Annotated in this window: 18 protein-coding genes and 2 tRNA genes; 8 read left to right on the forward strand and 12 right to left on the reverse strand. The window is 45.3% G+C overall.

Annotation, left to right across the window (positions count from 1 at the left end; all coding sequences use genetic code 11):
• Nucleotides 1-46 precede the first annotated feature (46 nt).
• Nucleotides 47-1,759 carry a glutamate formimidoyltransferase gene (ftcD, locus tag FHS60_RS03990; RefSeq protein WP_183695337.1) on the reverse strand — a complete coding sequence of 571 codons (1,713 nt, stop codon included), beginning with the start codon at nt 1,757-1,759 and terminating at the stop codon, nt 47-49.
• Between the two features lie 247 nt (nt 1,760-2,006).
• Between ftcD and FHS60_RS03995 the strand changes: the two genes are divergently transcribed.
• Nucleotides 2,007-2,846 carry a DNA/RNA non-specific endonuclease gene (locus tag FHS60_RS03995; RefSeq protein WP_183695340.1) on the forward strand — a complete coding sequence of 280 codons (840 nt, stop codon included), beginning with the start codon at nt 2,007-2,009 and terminating at the stop codon, nt 2,844-2,846.
• 1,036 nt (nt 2,847-3,882) lie between these two features.
• Here FHS60_RS03995 and FHS60_RS04000 read toward each other — a convergent pair.
• Entirely contained in the window at nt 3,883-4,794 is a 912-nt protein-coding gene (locus tag FHS60_RS04000) for a patatin-like phospholipase family protein (RefSeq protein WP_183695343.1), read from the reverse strand.
• 147 nt (nt 4,795-4,941) lie between these two features.
• Here FHS60_RS04000 and xpt point away from each other — a divergent pair, with 147 nt between their 5' ends.
• Complete coding sequence (xpt, locus tag FHS60_RS04005; RefSeq protein WP_183695346.1) at nt 4,942-5,508, forward strand: xanthine phosphoribosyltransferase; 567 nt, start codon at nt 4,942-4,944, stop codon at nt 5,506-5,508.
• 132 nt (nt 5,509-5,640) lie between these two features.
• On the opposite strand, the gene FHS60_RS04010 is transcribed toward xpt, so the two are convergent.
• The 10 genes from FHS60_RS04010 to porQ all read right to left on the reverse strand — a co-directional run bounded on the left by FHS60_RS04010 (nt 5,641) and on the right by porQ (nt 14,942).
• Nucleotides 5,641-6,117: a hypothetical protein gene (locus FHS60_RS04010; RefSeq protein ID WP_183695349.1), complete on the reverse strand. Its 477-nt coding sequence runs from the start codon at nt 6,115-6,117 to the stop codon at nt 5,641-5,643.
• A gap of 110 nt (nt 6,118-6,227) precedes the next feature.
• Nucleotides 6,228-7,292, reverse strand: a complete 1,065-nt coding sequence (locus FHS60_RS04015) for a Gfo/Idh/MocA family protein (protein ID WP_183695351.1) — start codon at nt 7,290-7,292, stop codon at nt 6,228-6,230.
• A gap of 6 nt (nt 7,293-7,298) precedes the next feature.
• A complete protein-coding gene (locus FHS60_RS04020) occupies nt 7,299-8,366 on the reverse strand; it encodes a radical SAM/SPASM domain-containing protein (protein WP_183695355.1) in 1,068 nt (355 codons plus the stop codon).
• 770 nt (nt 8,367-9,136) lie between these two features.
• Entirely contained in the window at nt 9,137-10,837 is a 1,701-nt protein-coding gene (locus tag FHS60_RS04025) for a sigma-70 family RNA polymerase sigma factor (RefSeq protein ID WP_183695358.1), read from the reverse strand.
• 259 nt (nt 10,838-11,096) lie between these two features.
• Nucleotides 11,097-11,834 (reverse strand): DsbA family protein, encoded by a 738-nt coding sequence (locus FHS60_RS04030; RefSeq protein ID WP_183695362.1) that lies wholly within the window; start codon nt 11,832-11,834, stop codon nt 11,097-11,099.
• A 67-nt stretch (nt 11,835-11,901) separates the two neighbouring features.
• Nucleotides 11,902-11,974, reverse strand: a tRNA-Phe gene (locus tag FHS60_RS04035).
• Between the two features lie 49 nt (nt 11,975-12,023).
• A tRNA-Phe gene (locus FHS60_RS04040) sits at nt 12,024-12,096 on the reverse strand.
• Nucleotides 12,097-12,162: 66 nt separating this feature from the next.
• On the reverse strand, nt 12,163-12,945 hold the full coding sequence (locus tag FHS60_RS04045) for a TatD family hydrolase (RefSeq protein ID WP_183695365.1): 783 nt from the start codon (nt 12,943-12,945) through the stop codon (nt 12,163-12,165).
• Between the two features lie 23 nt (nt 12,946-12,968).
• The gene (locus tag FHS60_RS04050) at nt 12,969-13,931 is read right to left on the reverse strand and encodes a polyprenyl synthetase family protein (RefSeq protein ID WP_183695368.1); all 963 of its coding nucleotides are present in this window, start codon (nt 13,929-13,931) and stop codon (nt 12,969-12,971) included.
• A 15-nt stretch (nt 13,932-13,946) separates the two neighbouring features.
• Nucleotides 13,947-14,942, reverse strand: a complete 996-nt coding sequence (gene porQ / locus FHS60_RS04055) for a type IX secretion system protein PorQ (protein ID WP_009347134.1) — start codon at nt 14,940-14,942, stop codon at nt 13,947-13,949.
• Between the two features lie 94 nt (nt 14,943-15,036).
• Between porQ and FHS60_RS10465 the strand changes: the two genes are divergently transcribed.
• The 6 genes from FHS60_RS10465 (at nt 15,037) to FHS60_RS04085 (ending at nt 20,602) form a co-directional block, all read left to right on the forward strand.
• Complete coding sequence (locus FHS60_RS10465) at nt 15,037-15,834, forward strand: TonB family protein (protein ID WP_183695372.1); 798 nt, start codon at nt 15,037-15,039, stop codon at nt 15,832-15,834.
• Nucleotides 15,835-15,839: 5 nt separating this feature from the next.
• Nucleotides 15,840-16,526 (forward strand): (d)CMP kinase, encoded by a 687-nt coding sequence (cmk, locus tag FHS60_RS04065; RefSeq protein ID WP_009347132.1) that lies wholly within the window; start codon nt 15,840-15,842, stop codon nt 16,524-16,526.
• A gap of 13 nt (nt 16,527-16,539) precedes the next feature.
• On the forward strand, nt 16,540-17,391 hold the full coding sequence (locus FHS60_RS04070; RefSeq protein WP_183695376.1) for a 4-hydroxy-3-methylbut-2-enyl diphosphate reductase: 852 nt from the start codon (nt 16,540-16,542) through the stop codon (nt 17,389-17,391).
• A 740-nt stretch (nt 17,392-18,131) separates the two neighbouring features.
• On the forward strand, nt 18,132-18,323 hold the full coding sequence (locus FHS60_RS04075) for a type II toxin-antitoxin system YafQ family toxin (protein WP_338081916.1): 192 nt from the start codon (nt 18,132-18,134) through the stop codon (nt 18,321-18,323).
• A gap of 516 nt (nt 18,324-18,839) precedes the next feature.
• On the forward strand, nt 18,840-19,070 hold the full coding sequence (locus FHS60_RS04080) for a hypothetical protein (protein WP_183695380.1): 231 nt from the start codon (nt 18,840-18,842) through the stop codon (nt 19,068-19,070).
• A gap of 68 nt (nt 19,071-19,138) precedes the next feature.
• On the forward strand, nt 19,139-20,602 hold the full coding sequence (locus FHS60_RS04085; protein WP_244957427.1) for a hypothetical protein: 1,464 nt from the start codon (nt 19,139-19,141) through the stop codon (nt 20,600-20,602).
• Nucleotides 20,603-20,645 lie beyond the last annotated feature (43 nt).

Raw genomic sequence — 20,645 nt, forward strand, 5'->3', positions numbered from 1 at the left:
AACTTCCGATGTGCTCGATAAGGTGGAAGCACACGGAGTCAGCTATTTATTCGCCGCAGATTTTTGCTTCGACGATGGCGGTAATGGCGGCTTCCTCCGCATCGGCTTTGCGAATGAGTTCATCGGCTTCGGCCGTCAGTGCGTCAGCTGTAGCACGATCGTGGAGGGAGACAGCATTGATTTTTACGTTTAGTCCCGCACCGCGCACTGCAGCACGAATCGCCAAAGCCCCTACGCCCGCATCGGAAACACTGTTAGGGTTGCCCGTCTCGGCCATGGCGCGGCAGAGAGCAAAACCCTCGTAGGATGCCTTCATAGTGCGCAGCGGCACTTGTGTGGCGTAGAGCGTGGCTTGCTGAATGGCTTCGGCGCGCAGGCGTTTCTCTTCGTCGTTCCTCTTCGGCATACCGAAAGCGGACATAATGGCGTTGAACGCTTCTGTGTCTTCGTCCACCAACAGGAGGAGTTGCTCCATGAGTTGCTGCCCTTTGTCGGCGTGTGCGCTAAACTCTTGCCAGCGCTCGTCCCAGCCCCGCTTGTGGGCAGAGAGATTCGCCACCATTGTTCCCAATGCAGCGCCCAGCGCACCCATATAGGCTGAAATCGTTCCGCCCCCCGGTGCGGGAGATTCACGCGATGTTTCTTCTGCAAAACCGCGCGCCGTCAAGTCCACCAAGCGTGTTGTGTCGGGTTGCGCCTCCAGCATATATTCTATCACCTTTTCTTCGGGGCGGAAAGGCTTGAGATCGTTCAGCCCCATGGAGCGGATGGCTATTTGCACAATGTCTTTCTCTGGAATACCCGTGGAGCGTTCTTGTCGTTCTAAGAAGTAGCGACCTGCTTCGAGGAGCGTTTGTTTCGGAATAAGTCCCACAATCTCCGTTCCCGTTACCCGCACGCCGCGGTTCTGTGCACATCGGCACACTTCCTCGAAGGCGCGATGGAGCGGCGTGAGGCTGAGATCGGTCATATTCATAGACACTTGCGCAATGCCGTATTCATCGATGTACCACCCAATGGCTTTTGTAGCTTTGAGCGTGCCAGGTTGCATGATGGTTTTCCCATCAGCGTCTTTCATAATTTTTCCCGTCAGCGTGTTACCCTCGCGCATCGGTCGTCCCTTTTCTCTCACGTCGAACGCTATGGCGTTGGCGCGGCGCGTGGAGGTCGTGTTGAGGTTGAAATTGACAGCGATAAGGAAATTGCGTGCGCCCACCGCCGTACAACCCGTGCGTGCCACGCCCTCATCGAAGGGGCGCGCTCCGAAGTCGGGTGCCTTGGCTGCATCACTAAGTTTGTCGGGTAGAGCTTCATATTCTCCTTGGCGGCATACAGCCAGATTGCGGCGTTCAGGCTTCAGCGCTGCCGCCTCATAGCAGTAGGTCGGGATGGCCAGTTCTTCCGCCAAGCGTTGTGCCAGTTTGCGCGCCAGTTCGGCACACTCTTCCAGTGTGACGCCTGCAACGGGGATGAGCGGAAGCACATCGGTAGCTCCCATGCGCGGATGTGCTCCATGATGTTGCCGCATATCGATGAGTTCGGCAGCACGGCGCACGGCCTTAAACGCTGCTTCGCAAACGGCTTCCGGTTCGCCCACAAAGGTGATAACGGTGCGATTCGTAGCCTCGCCCGGATCCACATTGAGAAGTTTCACACCACGACTTCCGGCAATCACTTGCGCAATGGCATCAATAGTTGCTCGGTTGCGTCCCTCGCTGAAATTGGGGACGCATTCAATAATTTTTTTTCCCTGCTCCATAGTATAAATTGGGGATGTAGTTAGTATCAGTAGTATTTTCAGAGGTTGCGAAAACCTCCATTGGCAAATATAGGTTCTTTTCTGATAGGAAGCAAATTTTTTGCTGATAGCCGAAATTCATGAACTCTGTCTGCTCCGTCAGCTTGGAGATTTTCTTGCGCAAAAGTTTCGGAAAAAGTGTTTGGTTTGCAAAGAGGCTCTACAAAGAAATCGCTATCTTCGTCTGCAAAACGTTATATACCAAAGGATGAAACATACTCGTATTTTGAAAGGACTTATTCTTATCCTCACTACGCTCGCTCTTACTTCGTGTCAGCTTCGTGGGTCAAAAGGAACAATGCCCATTCTGCAAGATGTAAAGGCCGAGGCCGATTCAGCCACTGCGGTGGATGCTTCGGTGCTGGATTCGCTCACCGTAGTCGTCACTCCCGATAGTTTGTCGGCTGTTCTCTTGCAGCGTGTGGGCTATGTGGTTTCTTACAATCCCGAAATGCGCATCCCCAATTGGGTGGCGTGGCATCTGACGCCCCAACGCCTCGAAGGTTCGGCTTCGCGCAAGGGACATCCTTTTCAAGCAGATGAGGACATTCCAGCACCGCGTGTAGACACTTATGATTATATGCGCTCTGGCTACGACCGTGGGCATATGTGTCCAGCGGCAGACAACAGATGGGATGCTGAAGCCATGCGGGAATCTTTCTTGTTCACCAATATCTGCCCACAAAACCACAACCTAAACGCGGGCGATTGGAACGAAATGGAGATGCAGTGCCGTGCATGGGCAAAAACGTGGGACGGTATCTATATCGTTTGTGGCCCTTTGCTTTATCGGCGTCAGCACAAAAGGATTGGTGAGCATAAAGTGGTAGTGCCCGAAGCGTTTTTCAAAGTTGTGTTGTGCTTGAAGGGTACTCCCAAAGCTATCGGATTTATTTATAAAAATGAGAAAGGAAATCGCCCGAAAGGGGATTATGTGAATACCATTGACGAAGTGGAACGCCTAACAGGTTTCGATTTCTTTTCCGCTCTTCCCGATAGTTTGGAAAACAAAATTGAAGCCACCGCCAACCTCGAAGATTGGTACTAAACATAAGGCTGTAGCCCTTCTTTTGTATCCAAAAGCAGCTCCGCTCAATTCCTTGCTGGCCCTATTTTTCTTATCCGCAATACCTTCTCAATGGGTGTTGCGGATTTTCGAAGGAAGCGAGGAGGGAGTAGATTATGTGCACAGGAAGCGTCGCACTGCAAGCGTGAAGAGGTAGATTGCACTCAGATTGATAGCGGGGAATGCTCTTCTTCTCCTACCAAGAAAAACTCATTTTTTGTTGTCACGTCGTCACGGAGGAGTAAACATGCTGATAGACAGATGCTTGCAGGCGTGACAATGAATTATTTGTTGTCACACTGTTGTCACGCATATAATCCGTACGTTTTCAGTTAGTTATGCTCAAAGTGTGACAACGTGACGACGTGACAACGGAAAAACAAAATATAGGAGAGTGTGTGCGCTTATTCTTAGCTTTACTTATCCGGCTCACAAATACAATAAGGGTGTCGGCTGACGCAATAAGGATGTGAGCTGACAGCCTTATTGTATCCGTGAACGCAATAAGGATATTTGCGCAGAAGCGTTCTATATGCTTGCCAATATAGGCGAAGAGCAAGCGTAGAGTTGGGCAAGTGGGCGGAGCGTGGGAGAAATGGAGGATTGCCGTCCTTGTGTTTTTACATAAAAAAAGGTCCGCCAGCGCTGTCTCACGACGGCCCCGACGGTTACCTTAAGAAATTTTGTTATCTATCGATATTGCAAATATACAAAACCGAGAAAGAACTTTCAAATATCGTTTTAGTTTTTTTGAATAAAGCTGCGTCTTCATCATTTGATAGGCGCGTAAAAAATTGCTACAAACGCCTCTATTAGGGTGTTTCTGAATTTTATATGTTTTATAACATAAAAAGAAAACTACCCGAATCTTTCTAAAAATTGTACTTTTGCAAATACAAAGAACTTAACCATACGCAAGTGAAACATTGCTAGTTTTTATGAGTTGAAAACTCTTTAAAAAGATACCGTTCGCCAATGAGGTAGAACGGTATTTTTTTCGTTTTTTCTGTTTGAGTTTCTATTCAGCTTCGTATTTCTCGATGGCTTCAATCGTTTTTTTATAGCCAAGGCGGATGAGGCGTTCGGATTTTTGGAAATCGAACGTGTTGTAGCGAGCCATGGGGAGATCAATGAGAATGTCGGGCGGGGTCATCTGTAAAGCCATGCGCGCATTGCGATTGATCATGATGGATATGGTGCGGGAAATGAGTGTGACGTAGTTGTCGCTCGAGGAGGTATCTTGTGACAAGAAATGATTGAGAAGGGAGCGCGGACTGAAATTGGAGTTGTCGTGCTTTTTTGCCATTCGACGGAGTTGAACTTGTCCTTCATAGTCGTGGCCGCTCACATTGACGGCTACGAGCAAGTGTTTCTTGTTGCGCTTCACTCTGTTGAGCGGTAGCGGATTGGTGATGCCGCCATCGATGAGGAGGCGGTGGCCCATTTCAACGGGGCGGAAAAAGGTGGGGATAGATATGGAGGCGCGAATGGCTTGGAAGAGGCTGCCGTGGGAGAAGATGACTTCTCGCCCGCTGTTGTAGTCAGTGGCTATGGCGCGGAAAGGGATGGGGAGCGTTTCGATATTCGTATCGGGAACGAATTGCTTGATGGTTTCGATGATGCGGTCGCCCTTGACAATGTGGTTAATACCGAGTGAGAAATCCGTGAGCGAAAGGATTTTTCGGCGGTCGATGGTGCGCATCCATTCGCGGAAATCTTCCAAATGGCCCGTAGCATAAATGCCGCCAATGAGTGCTCCCATGGATGCGCCAGCGACGGAATGGATGCAATAGCCTCTTTCTTCCAGTGCGAGAATGGCTCCGATGTGTGCCAGTCCGCGTGCGCCACCGCTGGAGAGAACTAAATCGACGTCCTTGTTGGGCGTCGGCGTGAATATGTTGAAGAGTTTATGAATGCTGTGCGCTTCCATTGTATGGCTAGTTTTTTATGCTCTTGCAAATGTAAAGATTTATTGAGTATAGATTTCGATGGAAGTATAGTTTTTTCTGTAAATCCGTGCACGGTATAGTATTTTGCCGTATTTTCGCACAAAATACAAGTACAAAAAATAAGGATTATGCAGGAGTTAAAGGATAGGATTATGCGCGATGGGCATTGCCTGGAAGGGGGCATACTGAAGGTGGATAACTTTATCAATCATCAGATGGATCCCACGCTGATGAAGGCGTGCGCAATAGAATTTGTACGTTTGTTTGCTAACGAAAAGTTTAACAAGATTGTGACGATTGAGGCCAGTGGTATTGCACCTGCTATATTGGTGGGGTCGTTGCTCAATCTGCCCGTGGTGTTTGCTAAAAAGAAGGTGCCGAGCACGATGGACAACTACTTGATGACGGAGGTTTTCTCTTTCACCAAGCGGCGTTCTTATGAGATTGTAGTGGATAAACGTTTTCTTGGTCCTAACGACCGTGTGCTTTTCATTGACGACTTTTTGGCCAACGGTAATGCGGCAAAAGGTGTTCTCGACCTCGTTAATCAGTCGGGCTCTTCACTGGCTGGTATGGGCTTTATTATTGAGAAAGCTTTCCAGCAGGGTGGTGAAGAACTGCGCCGACAAGGTATCCATGTGGAAAGCCTTGCAATTGTGGAAAGTCTCGACAATTGCGAAATAAAACTTAGATGAGAGGATGTTTAATGTGCTAATAAGAAAATGTGCTAATGTGCTAATGTGGCTTACGCCGTGTATCCCGTTAGGTCATTAGCACATTAGCACATTTAAGCGGCATTGTCGCGCCGCATTAGCACATTAAAAAAGTTATTCAACTCCCATGGCGCGTTTTACGAAGTCCATTTCCATTGCCGTAACGGTTTCGGGCTGAACATCGTACCACCCAGCTTCGGCACTAAAGCGCTTGTCGCCCAGTTCTGTATCGTCCTTGAAGAAATAGAAGGCGAGAGCTTTTGTGCGATTCTTTTTAACGTCGAAGAGTTGCTTCACATAATAGTGCGTCATTCCCTCCACTTTTAAGTCGGGGCAGAGCTTTGCAATGCGTAGAGCCTCCTGCTGACCTTCAGCAGTCTTTGTCAGTACGCGCTTTTCCCAAATGATGTAAGGATTCTTGTCTGAATTAGCTAAAACGGGATTTATGTAGAACACAACTGCGGGCGTTTCGCAAACATAGTCGAACGTATTGGTGACAGCTTGAATAGTATCTTGCGTATTTTTACCAATTTCCTGAGCCATCATCCCCATTGGGATGAGCATCATCAGCGCTAAAAGAATTCTTTTCATGCAGATAATTTCTCTATTTAGTTGTTATAATTGGCCGCGAAGTTAACCATATTCGTCAGACACTCAAAAGTTTTCAGTTTTTTTAAGCAGGGTGATAGAAGTATTATGAGTTATTTCTTGCTGGTGTGTTCTTTTATTTCGGCTATTAAGGAATAAACTTGTTCGACGCTTTCCAGATTGTAAGAATGTGTCTTCTTGCATCTGTTTTCTACTGTATCGGCAAAAGTTTTAATCTCGGAGAAGAAGCCTTGCGCAACGAGCTGATTATTGCCTACGGTTGGAACAAAGGCATTCCTTCCGTAAAGATTGACGAGCGCCGAAGTGTTTCGGAATACTTTTTCCAACGGAATTCCTAATACGGCAGAGTGTCTTGGAGAGAAATCAAGTCTTTCCATTTTATCTAATATATACAGTCCTTTATCCGTGCTGATACTTAGCTGCTCTTGTGCTTCCTGCCAGGAATAATCTGTTGAAAGTTCCAACATTCCTGTAAGTTCTTGATGTTCTAATATAAGGAATAAAGTTTGTCCGCCATCTTTACTGTTGATTATATCTGCCACTTTAACCTTTGCATGCCCAAAGAGCAAGATGACATAGTCAAGGGGATGAATGAAAAGATCGAGTAAGGCGTCACCTTCTGGATATAGTCCCGTTAGATAACGATAATGATAATGTCGTTTGTTTTCGCCTTTCAGCCTCTTTTGCAAAATCTGGGTGGCGGGGGCAAAGCGTCTTTGTAGTCCGACAATTGTGTGTTGTGAATTGTTGTTCTTGATAGTATCTATTAAAACCTTTAGTTCTCTTTCGTCCCTACAAGGCGGTTTCTCTATGAATAAAGATTTTCCGGATTTGATGACTTCACTTGCTATCTGAAAATGCGCCTGTGGATGGGCGGCTACAAAAACTCCAGCAATGCTTTCGTCATGCAAGATTTCTTGTAGTGATGTAGTTCCTTTTATGTCCTTGTACTTTTGAGAAATCAGTGCAGCTTTTCTCTCCGAAGTGCAACAGATGTATTTCAGTGGTAGCTGAAGATGCTGCATGATTGGCAATAAATTACTGACACAATGATTGCCAAAACCTATAAGCGCATACTGCCGATTATAGGTCTGATGTAGTTCCCTCATGCTGCGTATGTTCTTATATCTGCCGATGATATTGTCTAAAAATCTCATACTCGTTTATGATATTATTTTTTTGAGATGTTTTTTGTAAGTAGTATGTTTGTTATCCGTCCAATGATATTTTCCGTAAAACAATTCTATTAGCCGTTTGGGCAGGATTCTTTCCAGATTTCTCAATAGGATTATATCATACTTCCGATGATAGTTTATCCAGCATTGGTTGCATTCTTTGGAGTGTTCGCATTGGATTTTGCAGGTTTTTCGTGAATTAAATATTTCGTCAAGTGTCTTTTCGTGAATGTTTCCCAAAATTACATCTAAATTTTGGCATAAAGGGACATTTCCATTCGAATGAATAACCAACTCGCTAAAAATGCTATGACATCGAAGCTTTAGCTTATTGTTCTTCCATTCGTCATACAAGGCAACAAAATCGAAGTTCTCCTCTGTTTGATGTATGGAGGCTGGTATTTGGTTGATGAAGTTCTTATCTTTGGATTCCATCAGCCCTTTTGTTGTGTCGAAAAAAGAGATCGTGTTGTAAATACCAATGCGTACATCGATATCATATTTTCGGGCAATGTTTATAACATGCTCCATATCTGTGAACGAATTCCATGGCGAAAGGCAGAACATCAAGGAAATGGGCACTATGTCTTTACACGCTTCAATGACTTCAATAACTTTGTCATATCCATCGCGTCCACGCATATGTTTATAGGTTTCTCTGTTGCCGTCAAGCGATATGTACAGATGTTTGGGACGATGATTTTTCACAGCAGCAATCACTTTGTTTGCTGCAAGGCAATTGGATAGTAATGTATAGTTAGGATGATGTGTGTCAAACCAACTCAAGATTTTGTCTGCTTCAGGGTGAAGAATAAATTCGCCGCCTTCTAAACCAACTACGGTGCGTTTTGTGACGCACTTACTGTTCATGATATTGATTATATCGTTTAAACTTAGATTCTCAATGGGTTTCTTCCAAATGGAACAATGTTGACAGCGAGACTGGCAGCTTGTTGTGGAGTATATCATTAGCGAACTAAGCTCTTTGTGCTGTTTGCGTACTACATTGTTGATAAAAACTATTCCGTTGTGGAGGTAGTCGTAGATACTATACATTCTTTTTTCGGTTTATCATTTATTTAGTAAGAGCCGAAAAGAGGAGAAAGACTGCAATAAAATTGTAATATTTTTCTAAATATTCAGAAGAGAAACATTTTAATTGAACTGTTGAGGGGTGTAGAATAAATGGCAGTGTTTTGCTATCTTGGATGGGTAGCCGATAGTAGAGAATAAGGTGCTGCGTAAGATGTCTGTTTTCGTTCGTTTTATTTGACAATCGGTTTTTGCGTTTTAGAAGCGAATGTTATAAAGCGTTAATGAAAAATGTATGTTCAGGCAGAAAAATAGAGTGGTTTTAGCGATGCATCACTCAATGGCTGGATGAAAAAGGAGGCGGAAGAGCCAATTTTGCATGAAATCAGTGGTCGGAATATGCCGAAAAGGTGTTTTTTTTCCTTATTCTGTCAGCTGACACAATAAAGATGTCAGCTGACAGCCTTATTGTGTTCGCGATTTTCCTTATTGTATTTCAAATTTGTCGGCGAGGAATTTAAATTTGCCCTATAGAAAATAAAATTTGGCCTATAGAAAATGAAAATAGGCTTATTTTCGTACTATGAAAAATAGGCCTTCTTATCAACCGTAAGTAAAGATTTTGATTTGGAAGCCATTCTCGACCTTGTAGACTGAGAATTATTTTGACAAAAATAGGGGACTGCTTAATTTGCTCCTTTTTCTTGTGTTTTTGAAAGCGAAACGAGAGTGTGGCTCTTCTAAAAACTATTGTTTCATAGCTTTTAGAGAGCCACACTAAAAGAGAGTTTTGCCTACCAGGTAAGTCGCAACCCGAAAGGTACTGTTATGAAGAATGGGTGCTTTGTTCGGTAAGTCTCTATGCCGCTGCCGTTTCTAAAATAATAGAACATGTTGGGTTCTAAATACAAGCTGAAAGGTTTGAATATTTTGTATTGCACGCCAAAGCCTAAGTTTGCAGACCATTGAGAACGAGGCTTGATTCCCTCTTTTAGAGTAAATGAAGAATCAGCCGTTACGATATACTTCTTGTCAAGCGAACTGTTCATGGGCATTTCAAATGTTACGCCTCCTGTTGTGTATGCGCAGAAGCGTCCCTTGTTCCATATGCGGTAGGTCAATCGCAAAGGTACGCCCAAGTAGTCAATCTTTTGGGTTTTTACTAATTTCGCTTTGTTATATTCACTTTCAAAATCAGATTTTAGTTTGGTGTAGGTAATACCCGTTCCGAAAGTCCAATGAGGGCTTAGCTGTTTGCTGAGTGAGATACTAAAGGTCTTGGGGCGATAATGGTGTACTTTCTCTCCTAAAGATGCTTTTCCGCTTGTTTTATTGTTCTGAACAATCCAAGACATCTTTGCTCTCTCAATAGAGTCCATCAAGGCAGTGTTTCGAGTTAAGTAGTTTTCAAGATCATCCCATGTGTATAGTCTGGCTGTTGCCCCACCGTTGGCATAGTCCACTACTGACAGATAACCCAGATTTGACATGCTTCCATTGGCACCTGTATTTGAAGAAAAACCAAAGTTGAAAGTCCATGGGCTTTTCTTCTTGTGGTTGATATTGAGGTTTGTATTCCTATTCAACGCCATGGTCTTATTTGCAGGAATCTGTGGAATACGGTAGAGCGTATCCTTAATTGTAATACTCTTTGCTAAAAACTGATGTAAGGAATCGACACAGAAAGGCAGCGTTGCTTTTTCGGATGATATGCTGTCTGTTTTAATCTGTGAGAGAGAATTTTCTTGAGGTGCAAAAGCTCTTGCAGGAAGAGTGTTTTTATCCTCTTTATTGTTTGAAGATTTGGAACTTTCTGCTTGTTCAGTTTTTGCCGTTTTTGGTTCTCTCTGGATCTGTGTCTGCTTCTTGCGAAAGTCTATGGCTGTTGCTATTCCATAAGGAGTTTTCGTGGAATAGTATCTTTTTATGAAATAGATATATATTGGTGTTAGGATAGGCAATAAAAGTAGTGCCCAATAGTTGGAAAGAATCTCACGCAACAATTTCTTTGCGCGAAACAGTTGCGAGGAAGAACTGTGAGGATTGATGCCAAGCAGTTTTCCTATTTCTTTGTGGGACAGACCATCCAAAACCGAAAGTTTGAATATCTCCTTACTTCCCTCTGGTAAGGATTCTATGACCGATAGTAAGAGTTCTATATCTATGTGTTTTGTCTCCTCGCTGTCTGTTCCGAGAAACTCTGTTTCTAACGAGGAAAGGGGAATGTTGTCCTTTCCTGTGCTTTGAAGGTATCTTAGAGAAAGGTTTCTGACAATGGTTATCATCCATCCCTCTAATTTTGAATTGTCTTTGAGTGTCTTTATAGAGGTAAAGATGATAATGAAAGCATCGTGTAAAATATCTTCTGCTGTGCTTTCATCTTTTACGTAATGTTGGCATATTCTCCTTAGTTTGTTGGAATATGCCTTATATAAATCTCCGAGAGCTTCTTGCTCTCCCTGCTTACATGCGTCTATATTAACATCTATCTTCATAGATATACTTTTCCTTTTTATTAAAAGGAGCAGATTATATCTAAAAGACTGCATGAAAAATAAAACTTTTTTGAAAATCTAAAAATGAGAGGAGGTTAGACTTAGATACGTATTTTTTATAGACAAAGTGTTGCCTATTAGACGTGATACAATTTTCTGTGTTCTTCGTCTGCCTTTCTCGTGGAGTGTGGAAGCTGGTTTCTTAATTATGTAGGAGATATAAAACAGAAAGTTAGGTGTGTTATTTTGTTGAATAAATCTATAAATAACACACTCCATCGTGGCAACCGTGGCGGGGAGCTTCGTCTTCCTCGTCCTCTTCTGTGTCCTCCGCTGCAATGGGCTTGCCCGTCAGAATCTTTAGGAGGCGTTCTTCTAAGAGCTCGTATGGAGCATAGCCTTCTTCGAGTTTGTAGCGGTCAGTGCCGTTGATGAGCATGAGGGTGGGGTAGATTTCTGCGTGGTCGTTGGCGCGGTTGTAGCTTTCTTCGGCAGCCTGTTTCACTTCCTCTTTTAGGTATTCGCGAAGTAGGTCTTCAGAATTGATACCTATAGTTTCTCCAATTTCAGCAAAGAGAGTGGGATTGTCCAAAAGGAGGCCTTTGTGGAAACGTGCTGTCAGCAGAGCTTCAGCAAAGGCAAAAGCTTTATTGGGAGCTATTCGCTTGACAGCTTCTATGGCGCGGCACGACGCGTCACTGTTCCAAAGAGCGTCTTCTTCGCTGAGAGCACGCAGATATCCTTCGCCCATTTTGCGCCCCGTATCGCGCTGCACTGCTTCCATAGAGCGAAGTATGGCGCGCTCCATTCGTGGCGTGTAGTGCATTTCATGTTCGTCACGAAGCATTCCTGCTGGCAACAACTCGAAGTCGACCACATCGTGGTAGGTATTATAAAGCTGAAGAATGTTCTGCGATCCACCGTAGCACCAAGAGCAGTAAGGATCCATCACATATATGATTTTTATCTGTCCAAAGGGGGAGTTCTTTTCTGTCATAATCGTAAAGAATAAAATGTATAGAAACAAAAAAGCGACATTCTGTGAGGAATATCGCTTCTATAAGTGGTACCTCCAGGAATCGAACCGGGGACACACGGATTTTCAGTCCGATGCTCTACCAACTGAGCTAAGGCACCGTCTTCGATTTTTGTTTTGGAAGAGAGTATCGAAGTTTCTCTCTTTAAGTGGTACCTCCAGGAATCGAACCAGGGACACACGGATTTTCAGTCCGATGCTCTACCAACTGAGCTAAGGCACCTTGCTTATTTGCGGGTGCAAAGATATGTATTGTTATTGAAACTGCCAAATGTTCGATAACTTTTTATTAAATTGCAAAAAGATTTCGTGCATTTTCTGTGGTTATGCGTGCCACTTCCTCTGTTGTGGTGTCGTAAATCTCTGCTAATTTGTCGATGATATGCGGGATGTATGCGCTTTCATTTCGCTTGCCGCGATGGGGGACAGGCGTGAGATAGGGCGCATCTGTCTCGAGCAAAATTCGGTTGAGAGGAACACACGTGTGGAGTACGGCGGGGAGCGTACTTTTCTTGAATGTCACAATGCCACCAATGCCAAGATAGAAACCGTCGAAGGTGAGCAGTTCGCGCGCTTCTTCTGTTGTTCCGCCGAAGCAATGGAAAATACCGCCAGGTATTTGCGAGGCGTCTGCTTCTCGAAGCGTGGTAACAATTTCTTGATGAGCATTGCGCGCGTGAATCACCAAAGGCTTGCGGAGTTCGTTAGCCCAACGAATCTCTTCGCGAAACACTTCTATCTGTTCCTCGCGTCGGCTCTGATCCCAATACAGATCTATACCCACCTCGCCCACAGCGCAGTAGCGCTCGGGTGTGGTGTAGAGCAAGTGTTTCATCTTCTCCACCAGCGGCCAAGGATCAGCCGGGAGCTCCTCTGGTTGCAGTCCCATCATTGGCAAACAAAGGTCGGGGAAGTCGTCGCACATCTGCAACATTCTCCCGATGCTCTCTTCATCCACATTCGGCAAGAGGAGTTTCTCTGCCCCTGCCTCACGAGCACGCTCCACCATTTCGGCTCTATCAGCGTCGAACTCTTCGCCATAGAGGTGTGTGTGGGTATCTATAAATGTCATATTGTGAGAATCAGAGCTGGAGACTATTTCTTGCGGCTTAGTAACTTCTCGGCATAGTCCCACAACGGTTGTTTACGCTCTGCGGCAATGGGTAGACAGTCGAAGATGCGGCGCGCTTCGGCATAGAGCGTTTCCATGCGTTCGTGGCAGAGTGCGGGAATCTCCAATTCATCGTAGAGAGTCAGTACGCCCGCCACTTTCTCCTCGCGTTCGTCCACCTCGTTGAGCAAACGATTGATTTCTGCTTTCTGCGCATCGTTCGCACGGTTGAAAGCATTGATAAGCATGAATGTTTTTTTTGCACAACAGATGTCGCCGCCAATTTGCTTACCAAACACAGCGGGATCACCGTAGCAATCGAGATAGTCGTCTTGCAACTGGAATGCCAATCCGATTTTTTCGCCAAACTGATAGAGCAGTTCGCAGTCTTCTTTGGGCGCATCGGCTATCAACGCCCCCGCCTTTAGGGCACAAGCCAGCAGCACACTTGTCTTTAGGCGAATCATCTCGATATATTCCTCTTCCCGAACATCGTTACGGTTTTCAAAATTAATGTCGTACTGTTGTCCTTCGCAGATTTCTTGCATCGTTCTCGCTGCCAGGTTGAGCACCTCCGGTAGGCGGTGACAATCTGTGTGGAGGATGTGCTGAAACGCCATGATGAGCATGGTGTCGCCCGAGAGAATGGCCGTGTTCTCGTCCCACTTCTTATGAACCGTCGCTTTGCCGCGGCGCATATCAGCTTTATCCATCAAGTCGTCGTGCAGCAGCGTGTGGTTGTGGTATGTCTCCAAGCCAATGGCAGTGGGGAGTGCGCGCTCCGTGTCCTCCTTGTAGAGTGCGTAAGCCATGAGCGTCAGCGTCGGGCGCAGGCGTTTACCTCCCATGGAGAGCACATAGCGGATGGGTTCGTAGAGTCCCTCTGGTTGTTGAGGATAGGGGATAGCAGCGAGAGCTGCTTCTATTTTGTTCAGGATTGTTTCCATAGTTGTTGTTAGGGATTATAGATTATCGAGACTGTAGGCCACGCTGAATTGCAGTGAAGAGAAACCTACATGATATTTTGCGTATGAAGCACCGAATTTGAGGCGTTTGAGTTGAAGCCCCATACCTGCTGTGAGTCCGGCCCACTTTGATGCACCGGCCGATTTTAGTTCGTTGCCGCGCCGCACATTGTAGCCCAAACTCAGGTAGAGCCAGTCAACGGGTAAGATGTCCACACCTAAAACGAGATGATTCAGTGCCATTTTCATATTGCTCATTTCTCCCTCGTCGGAAGCATGGAAATAGTAATTTTTCTTCCAACGTGTCAAGTCGGTCAGTGTCACATTCAATCTCACGGGAAGCGACTCCAACCCTTTCGTAAAGCCGAAAGTCATGTTAAATGGTAAGTGTCCCGACTGGCCTTCGTGGAAATCTTTGAGTTGTGCTCCCACATTGCGCAGCGCAAAGGAAGCACTGAAGTCGCGCTCTTCATCGAAATAGTTGAGGCCCAAATCCACTCCCAAACCGAAAGCATGATATTTATCGTAGCTGGGACATACCATTTTGATGTTCGCACCACCAGCCCAGCGGTCGGAGAGTAAGTAGCTATATCCCATAGCCAGTATAATATCATTGGCACTGAATGTTCCCAATATCTTGCCTTGTTCGTCGGTTTCTTTCATCTCTCCATAATCCATCAGTTGCCCCATCAGAGCCACTGTATGGCGTTGCCCGATGGCCTTAACGCCTTGAACGCCTAAATACTTGCTTCCGGCACCGTATGTCATAAAGTTGAATCCCACGCTATAGTCCGTCACACCGGAGAGTAAGGCGGGATTGCTCCACCCCACATCAGGGCGATCCTCCACGTGGGAAATGTTATCGCCGCCCAAGGCTGAAGCATGACTCGAAACAGGAAGTTTCAGTACATTATAAGACGATGTGGATTCTTGAGCTTGCAAACCGAGCGGTAATAGCAGTGACAATATTATATAGATGACACCTTTTTTCATTCTTTAACTGAAATTGTGTTCAAAGATACAGAGAAATCCCGGAATCTGAACTACTTTTGTATCCCAAAGCGGGTAAAACTTGCCCTTATATAACGTGTTTCGAGACGAATTATTATCAAAGGAATGGTGTAATCTGATCTTCCAAGGACGGAATAAGGATTATGGTGCTTACGTGATGAGAAAGAACGCTGGCAGGCGGCTCACGTGGGCACTTTCTATTGTTGTGGGCATTGCCCTCCTTTGTGCCGCTATCCCTTTGGCTGTGGTAGCTTATATCAACTATGAGATTCGTCAAGCCAGCACAGAGATAGAGCGGCTCACACAGTTCAAACCGCTCGAGTTGAACCAAGAGAAAAACATCAAAGCCATAGCAGCCGGACGTTTTGTGCCTCGGCGGCAAGGCCCAGAGGGAGATGAAATGTCCGTGTTTGATATTGTTGATCATATTCCCCCTCCGCTAAAATTCGGTATTGAAGGTCCTGAAACGCTGACGGTCAATGACGATGAATGGGTGGCTCTTCCCGACACTGCCCACAATGCTGAGCGCGACGACCTCCCTGATGAGGGCCGCCAGCTCACACCCACCCAAGTGGTGGAGGAGATGCCGCAATTTCCTGGCGGTATTGATGCGTTGGTAAAGTTTTTCGACGAAAACGTTGCCTATCCGCAGAGCGCGATAGATGCCAAGAAAGAAGGCGACCTTGAAGTATGTTTCTTGGTAGATGCAAAAGGCAACGTGGCAGAACCGAAAATTTCTCGCAAACTCTCCCCCGAACTCGACGCTGCAGCCTTGGAGGCATGTAAGAAGATGCCACGCTGGAAACCTGGAAAGGTAGGAGGGAAAGTCACGATAGTACAAGTCACAGTGCCCATACATTTTCAATTGAAATAAATAATATGAAAAAGATAATAGTAGCCATAGATGGCCATTCATCATGCGGTAAAAGCACGATGGCAAAAGCCTTGGCAAAAGAGATTGGATATATCTACGTTGACACAGGTGCGATGTATCGTGCCGTCACGCTTTTTGCACTTCGCCGCGGATTCTTCCACGGTAGCGACATTGACGCTCCAGCCTTGGAAGCAGCAATGGGAGAGGTCCGTGTCAACTTCCAGTTGGATGCTGCAACGGGGCTGCCACTCGTTTGTCTCAACGGCGAGGTGGTAGAGAATGAGATTCGCGGCATGGAGGTAAGCAGCCGTGTGAGTCCCATCGCTGCGCTGCCGTTTGTGCGTATTGCCATGACGCGTCAGCAGCAAGAAATGGGGCGTGAAAAAGGTATCGTTATGGACGGTCGCGACATCGGTACGGCTGTGTTTCCCAACGCCGAACTCAAAGTGTTTGTCACTGCCAGTGCGGAGGTGAGGGCGCGCCGCCGCTACGACGAACTCATCGCCAAGGGGCAGCAAGTGGACTTCAATGAGATTCTGAAAAATGTGGAGGAGCGCGATTATATCGACTCCCATCGCGAACTCAATCCGTTGCGTCAGGCCGATGATGCACTGGTTTTGGACAATTCCACACTCACCCGCGAAGAGCAAAGCCAGTGGCTGTTGGACGCTTTCAAACATGCCTCTCTTTAATGAACCTGCCGTTATGAACATCGAAATTGATAGTCACTCTGGTTTCTGTCATGGTGTGACCACTGCTATCAAAAAGGCTGAAACAGAACTTCAGGGAAAGGAACGCCTCTATTGTTTGGGCGACATCGTCCACAACGATCGTGAAGTGGAACGATTGCGCTTGGCCGGACTGGAAACCATAGATCACAACAGTTTTTCTCAGCTCCATGATGCCAAAGTGCTGTTGCGCGCACACGGCGAACCGCCTGCTACCTATGCCTTAGCAGAGCAAAATCGCATCACGCTTGTGGATGCCACTTGCCCCGTTGTGTTGCAGTTGCAAAAACGCGTAAAAAATGTCTACGCCCAAATGCCCGAAGCTCAAATCGTTATCTTCGGTAAGCGTGGACACGCGGAGGTTGTAGGTTTAGTGGGACAAACCGAGGGACACGCCCTTGTTATTCAGAGTGTGGAGGAAGCTGCGCGCCTCGATTTCAATCGCGATATTTATTTGTTCTCACAAACCACTATGTCGCTCGATGGTTTCCATCAAGTCATCGACTATATCACCACCCACATTCTCGAACCCGCCCACTTCCATTATGCCGACACCATTTGTCGCCAAGTGGCTAATCGTTTGCCCAATATCCGTAGTTTTGCAGCTCGGCACGATGTTATCATTTTTGTAAGCGGATTGAAGAGCTCCAACGGCAAGATGCTCTACAATGCCTGTCTGCAGGTCAACCCTCGCTCATATATCGTCGACAATCCTGCAGCCATTGAGCGCGAGTGGTTCACCAATGCCGAAACAGTAGGTATCTGTGGTGCCACCAGCACCCCCACTTGGTTGATGGAAAGTTGCAAAGAAGTGATCAGTAAGTTTTAGTGTTTTCCACTAAGTTTTCCACAGGGTTTTCCACAGCATAAATTTTTGAATATCTCTTTGGTAGTCAATAGGAAAACATCTGTATGAAGCTCTTTCTTAAAGCGGAAAACTAACAAGCCTATATATAGCTCCACCGAAACTCTTTTGGCGGAGCTTTTTCATACCCCAAAGTTTCTTTGCGATACGCACCAGCGTGAATTTCCTTATTGCGTTTGCAAATACAATAAGGCTGTCAGCTGACATCCTTATTGCGTCAGCCAGCGCCCTTATTGTATTTTTGAACGCGACAAATAAGGCCACAACTATGAGAAAACACACTCCTTTCCAGAGTTCGTTTTTCTTGTTGTCACGTCGTCACGTTGTCTCACTTTGACTATAACTAATTGAAAATGTAAGGTTTGAATGCGTGACAACAAGGTGACAACGGTGTGACAACAAATATTTTGTTGTCACGCCCGCAAGCATCTGTTTATCAGCAGATTTACTCCTCCGTGACGACGTGACAACAAAAAACGGATTTTTCTTGGTAGGAGACGGCGATGGATAAAGCTATATATATCAATATTCAGTTGAAATGTTTGGATTTTTCACTTATTTTATATTACATTCGCATACAAAGAGGATAAGAAAATGGATACTACGACAGTAAGAAAGCCAGCATCTTTCAGATTGAATGCCGAATTGCTCGAAATGCTGAAGCGCTATAAGCATGAAAAAGGAAACTTGAGAATCTGAAAGCTGTGCTTCGCTATCTTTGCGAACATGGAAAAGTGCCTCGCAAGAATCGTCCGCACTCCTTGTTGGGCGAGTACAAAGGTTGTATGGAATGTCATGTAGAAAACGACTTCCTGCTCATTTGGATGGACGAAACCAAAGGCATTATTAAATTGCTAAGACTTGGTAGCCATTCCGAACTTTTCAGTAAATATTAATACTCTCTTTTTATATTTTTGTATTTTTATTTGGCCTTTCCGAAAAACTTTCTGTATTTTTGCGGCTGGCTATAACTACCATTGAATGAACGTATTAGAGAATTATAAGAATTTGCATCATCTTTCTTTATCCGCTAAAGATACATATATAGAGCTGTGGGATGTAAGTTTTTCTGCGAAAAAAGTGTTGAATTATTTGGCCGTTTCAAATAATTTTATACTCTCTCTCTCTCTCTCTCTCTCTCTCTCTCTCTCTCTCTCTCTGTATAGTATATAGTATAGGCGTACTTCCGCTTATATTCTCTTCATTTAGTATTTTCTATATTACCGCTCTCGGCAGAAGCTCGCAGAGTAATTATAGGCAAAGGACTATTCTACCGTTCCTTTGCCCGAATCTCTATATTCTTTTATTTAGTTTTTTTCTGTTCAGAAGAAGCAGGGATGAATATCAATTTTAGGTTTTAGGATAGGAAAAGACTATAGAAAATTCAATTAACAATATACTCCAAAAAAAACATGAACAAGAATCAATTAAGAAGACGGGCATACCTGCCGCCCACAACGTGTGCTATAGCCACGAGCTGTGAAGGTAGGCCTCTTTGCGGTTCCTTCGAAGGTGGCCATAATGGTGGCACTTCTGGAGGCGATCTCGGCGATAGTGGCGATAATGGGCACAATAGCGGTGAGTCGGGCGGCTCTATGGGCGACACCCGGAAAGAATGGATCAATTCCAGTTTGTGGAATTAAGAATCCTTCTTTTTGTAAAGAGTAACAACGTAATAATCCGAAACGTAAGAAATTAAGAACGAACGACAATGAAAACAAAAATCTATCTAAACATTCTCGCCGCAGGCATGTTAGCCTTTATGGGCAGTTGCGCAAGCGATGAGCCTATAGAACGCGGCAACGGGACAGACGGTGGCAGTTCTTCAGCTCTGACCTCTTTTTCCAGTGTGTCTCCCAATCGCTTAATGAAGTATACCCCTCGAACCTCTATGGGTGGTCACGATTATCTTGCAGGTAGTCGTTTCTATTGGGAACCAGGTGATAACATCTATGTAAAGGACGACAACAATGCTTTGCAGAAGAGTGGTGAAAACAATATCTCTGCAACTCAACCCAGGGCACGGTTCAAAGTGCCAGGTGCATATACGGCTCAAAACACCTACGAGGTGTATTACACCGGTGCTGCAGCAGGTGCTACATCTGAAAAGGTGATTATCTCAACATCTCAGACCCAGACCTCTCCCAACACCGCCAAACATATAGGTGGGGTGGGCGACTGCGGCACATCTACTGCTACTCGTGTGGGCGACCATTTTGAGTTTATGCTCAACCACAAGGCCGCCTATCTCTGCTTCCTGCCACGCGTTACGAACGCTGAACTTGGTCAGAATATCTATCTGAAGAAGATTGTAGTGAAGTCGGATAATGCCATTGCAGGCGACTATACCCTCTCAATGTCCGGTCTCTCCTCTGCGCCTACGGCTAATGCTGCTACTGAAATTACCCTCACCACGCTGGGGACAACGCTTCCCAACGGATTCCCTCTCTCTAATACAGCTACTGATGTAGCAACAAATGCTGCTTATATGGTCATTGCTCCTGGTACGCACTCGCTCACTGTGGACTATTACATCAAAGACCCAGTGACTAAGGTTGAAGGAGTCATTACTAAGACCTTACCTGTGGGCAAACTCTTTTTGGCTAACAATGTTTATGATATAACAGCGAATCTCACGCCTAAAGATTATGCAAGCGAGTATTATACAGCGGAAGAATCTGAAATATTCAATCTTGCTCCCAATAGTAATTTGATGGTATGGTATGCCGAAAAAGGATCACCGCATTGGGACACTCAATCAATTTGGTCTACGCAGGGACATCTTTATTGTAAAGGAATGTGGTATAAGAAAGCCAGTGTTATTGCTGCAGAGAATGGTCTTAGTGTAGCAGAACTAAATGAGCGAGATCCACAAGGAAATGATCTACGACCACAAGTGTTCTCTAATTTGAATGGTGATGCCCTTGTAGTACATGGTCGTCCATTAATGTCGAATATTAACGATTACTTCTATGTACCTGCATTAGGTGGTAAATTAAATGGTGAAAACTGGTTCTTTGGTAAATCAGCACTCTATTTTACGAGCAACACGCAAGGGAATGCAGTAGGTATACATTTGTCGGCTGATCCACAAGCCTCGCGTGTAGATCCTTTTTATTCTTCTAACTACCAACTGCCTTTGTGGTTTGGAGAAAGTAGTTCTCCCCTGAAATAGAAATAATAATTCTTCTTATTTTAAGCAAAGCCCTCATTTTCGA

Origin of the sequence: Alloprevotella rava, from assembly GCF_014195585.1 — a bacterium.
In the GTDB taxonomy this organism is placed as follows: domain Bacteria; phylum Bacteroidota; class Bacteroidia; order Bacteroidales; family Bacteroidaceae; genus Alloprevotella; species Alloprevotella rava.

Coding starts and splice junctions, on each gene's coding strand:
- xpt (WP_183695346.1), top strand. CDS start 4,942: ATGCAGGAGTTAAAGGATAGGATTATGCGCGATGGGCATTGCCTGGAA.
- FHS60_RS04025 (WP_183695358.1), bottom strand. CDS start 10,837: ATGAAGATAGATGTTAATATAGACGCATGTAAGCAGGGAGAGCAAGAA.
- FHS60_RS04070 (WP_183695376.1), top strand. CDS start 16,540: ATGAACATCGAAATTGATAGTCACTCTGGTTTCTGTCATGGTGTGACC.
- porQ (WP_009347134.1), bottom strand. CDS start 14,942: ATGAAAAAAGGTGTCATCTATATAATATTGTCACTGCTATTACCGCTC.
- FHS60_RS04050 (WP_183695368.1), bottom strand. CDS start 13,931: ATGGAAACAATCCTGAACAAAATAGAAGCAGCTCTCGCTGCTATCCCC.
- FHS60_RS04010 (WP_183695349.1), bottom strand. CDS start 6,117: ATGAAAAGAATTCTTTTAGCGCTGATGATGCTCATCCCAATGGGGATG.
- FHS60_RS04030 (WP_183695362.1), bottom strand. CDS start 11,834: ATGACAGAAAAGAACTCCCCCTTTGGACAGATAAAAATCATATATGTG.
- cmk (WP_009347132.1), top strand. CDS start 15,840: ATGAAAAAGATAATAGTAGCCATAGATGGCCATTCATCATGCGGTAAA.
- FHS60_RS04015 (WP_183695351.1), bottom strand. CDS start 7,292: ATGAGATTTTTAGACAATATCATCGGCAGATATAAGAACATACGCAGC.
- ftcD (WP_183695337.1), bottom strand. CDS start 1,759: ATGGAGCAGGGAAAAAAAATTATTGAATGCGTCCCCAATTTCAGCGAG.
- FHS60_RS04000 (WP_183695343.1), bottom strand. CDS start 4,794: ATGGAAGCGCACAGCATTCATAAACTCTTCAACATATTCACGCCGACG.
- FHS60_RS03995 (WP_183695340.1), top strand. CDS start 2,007: ATGAAACATACTCGTATTTTGAAAGGACTTATTCTTATCCTCACTACG.
- FHS60_RS04080 (WP_183695380.1), top strand. CDS start 18,840: ATGAACAAGAATCAATTAAGAAGACGGGCATACCTGCCGCCCACAACG.
- FHS60_RS04020 (WP_183695355.1), bottom strand. CDS start 8,366: ATGTATAGTATCTACGACTACCTCCACAACGGAATAGTTTTTATCAAC.
- FHS60_RS04045 (WP_183695365.1), bottom strand. CDS start 12,945: ATGACATTTATAGATACCCACACACACCTCTATGGCGAAGAGTTCGAC.
- FHS60_RS04085 (WP_244957427.1), top strand. CDS start 19,139: ATGAAAACAAAAATCTATCTAAACATTCTCGCCGCAGGCATGTTAGCC.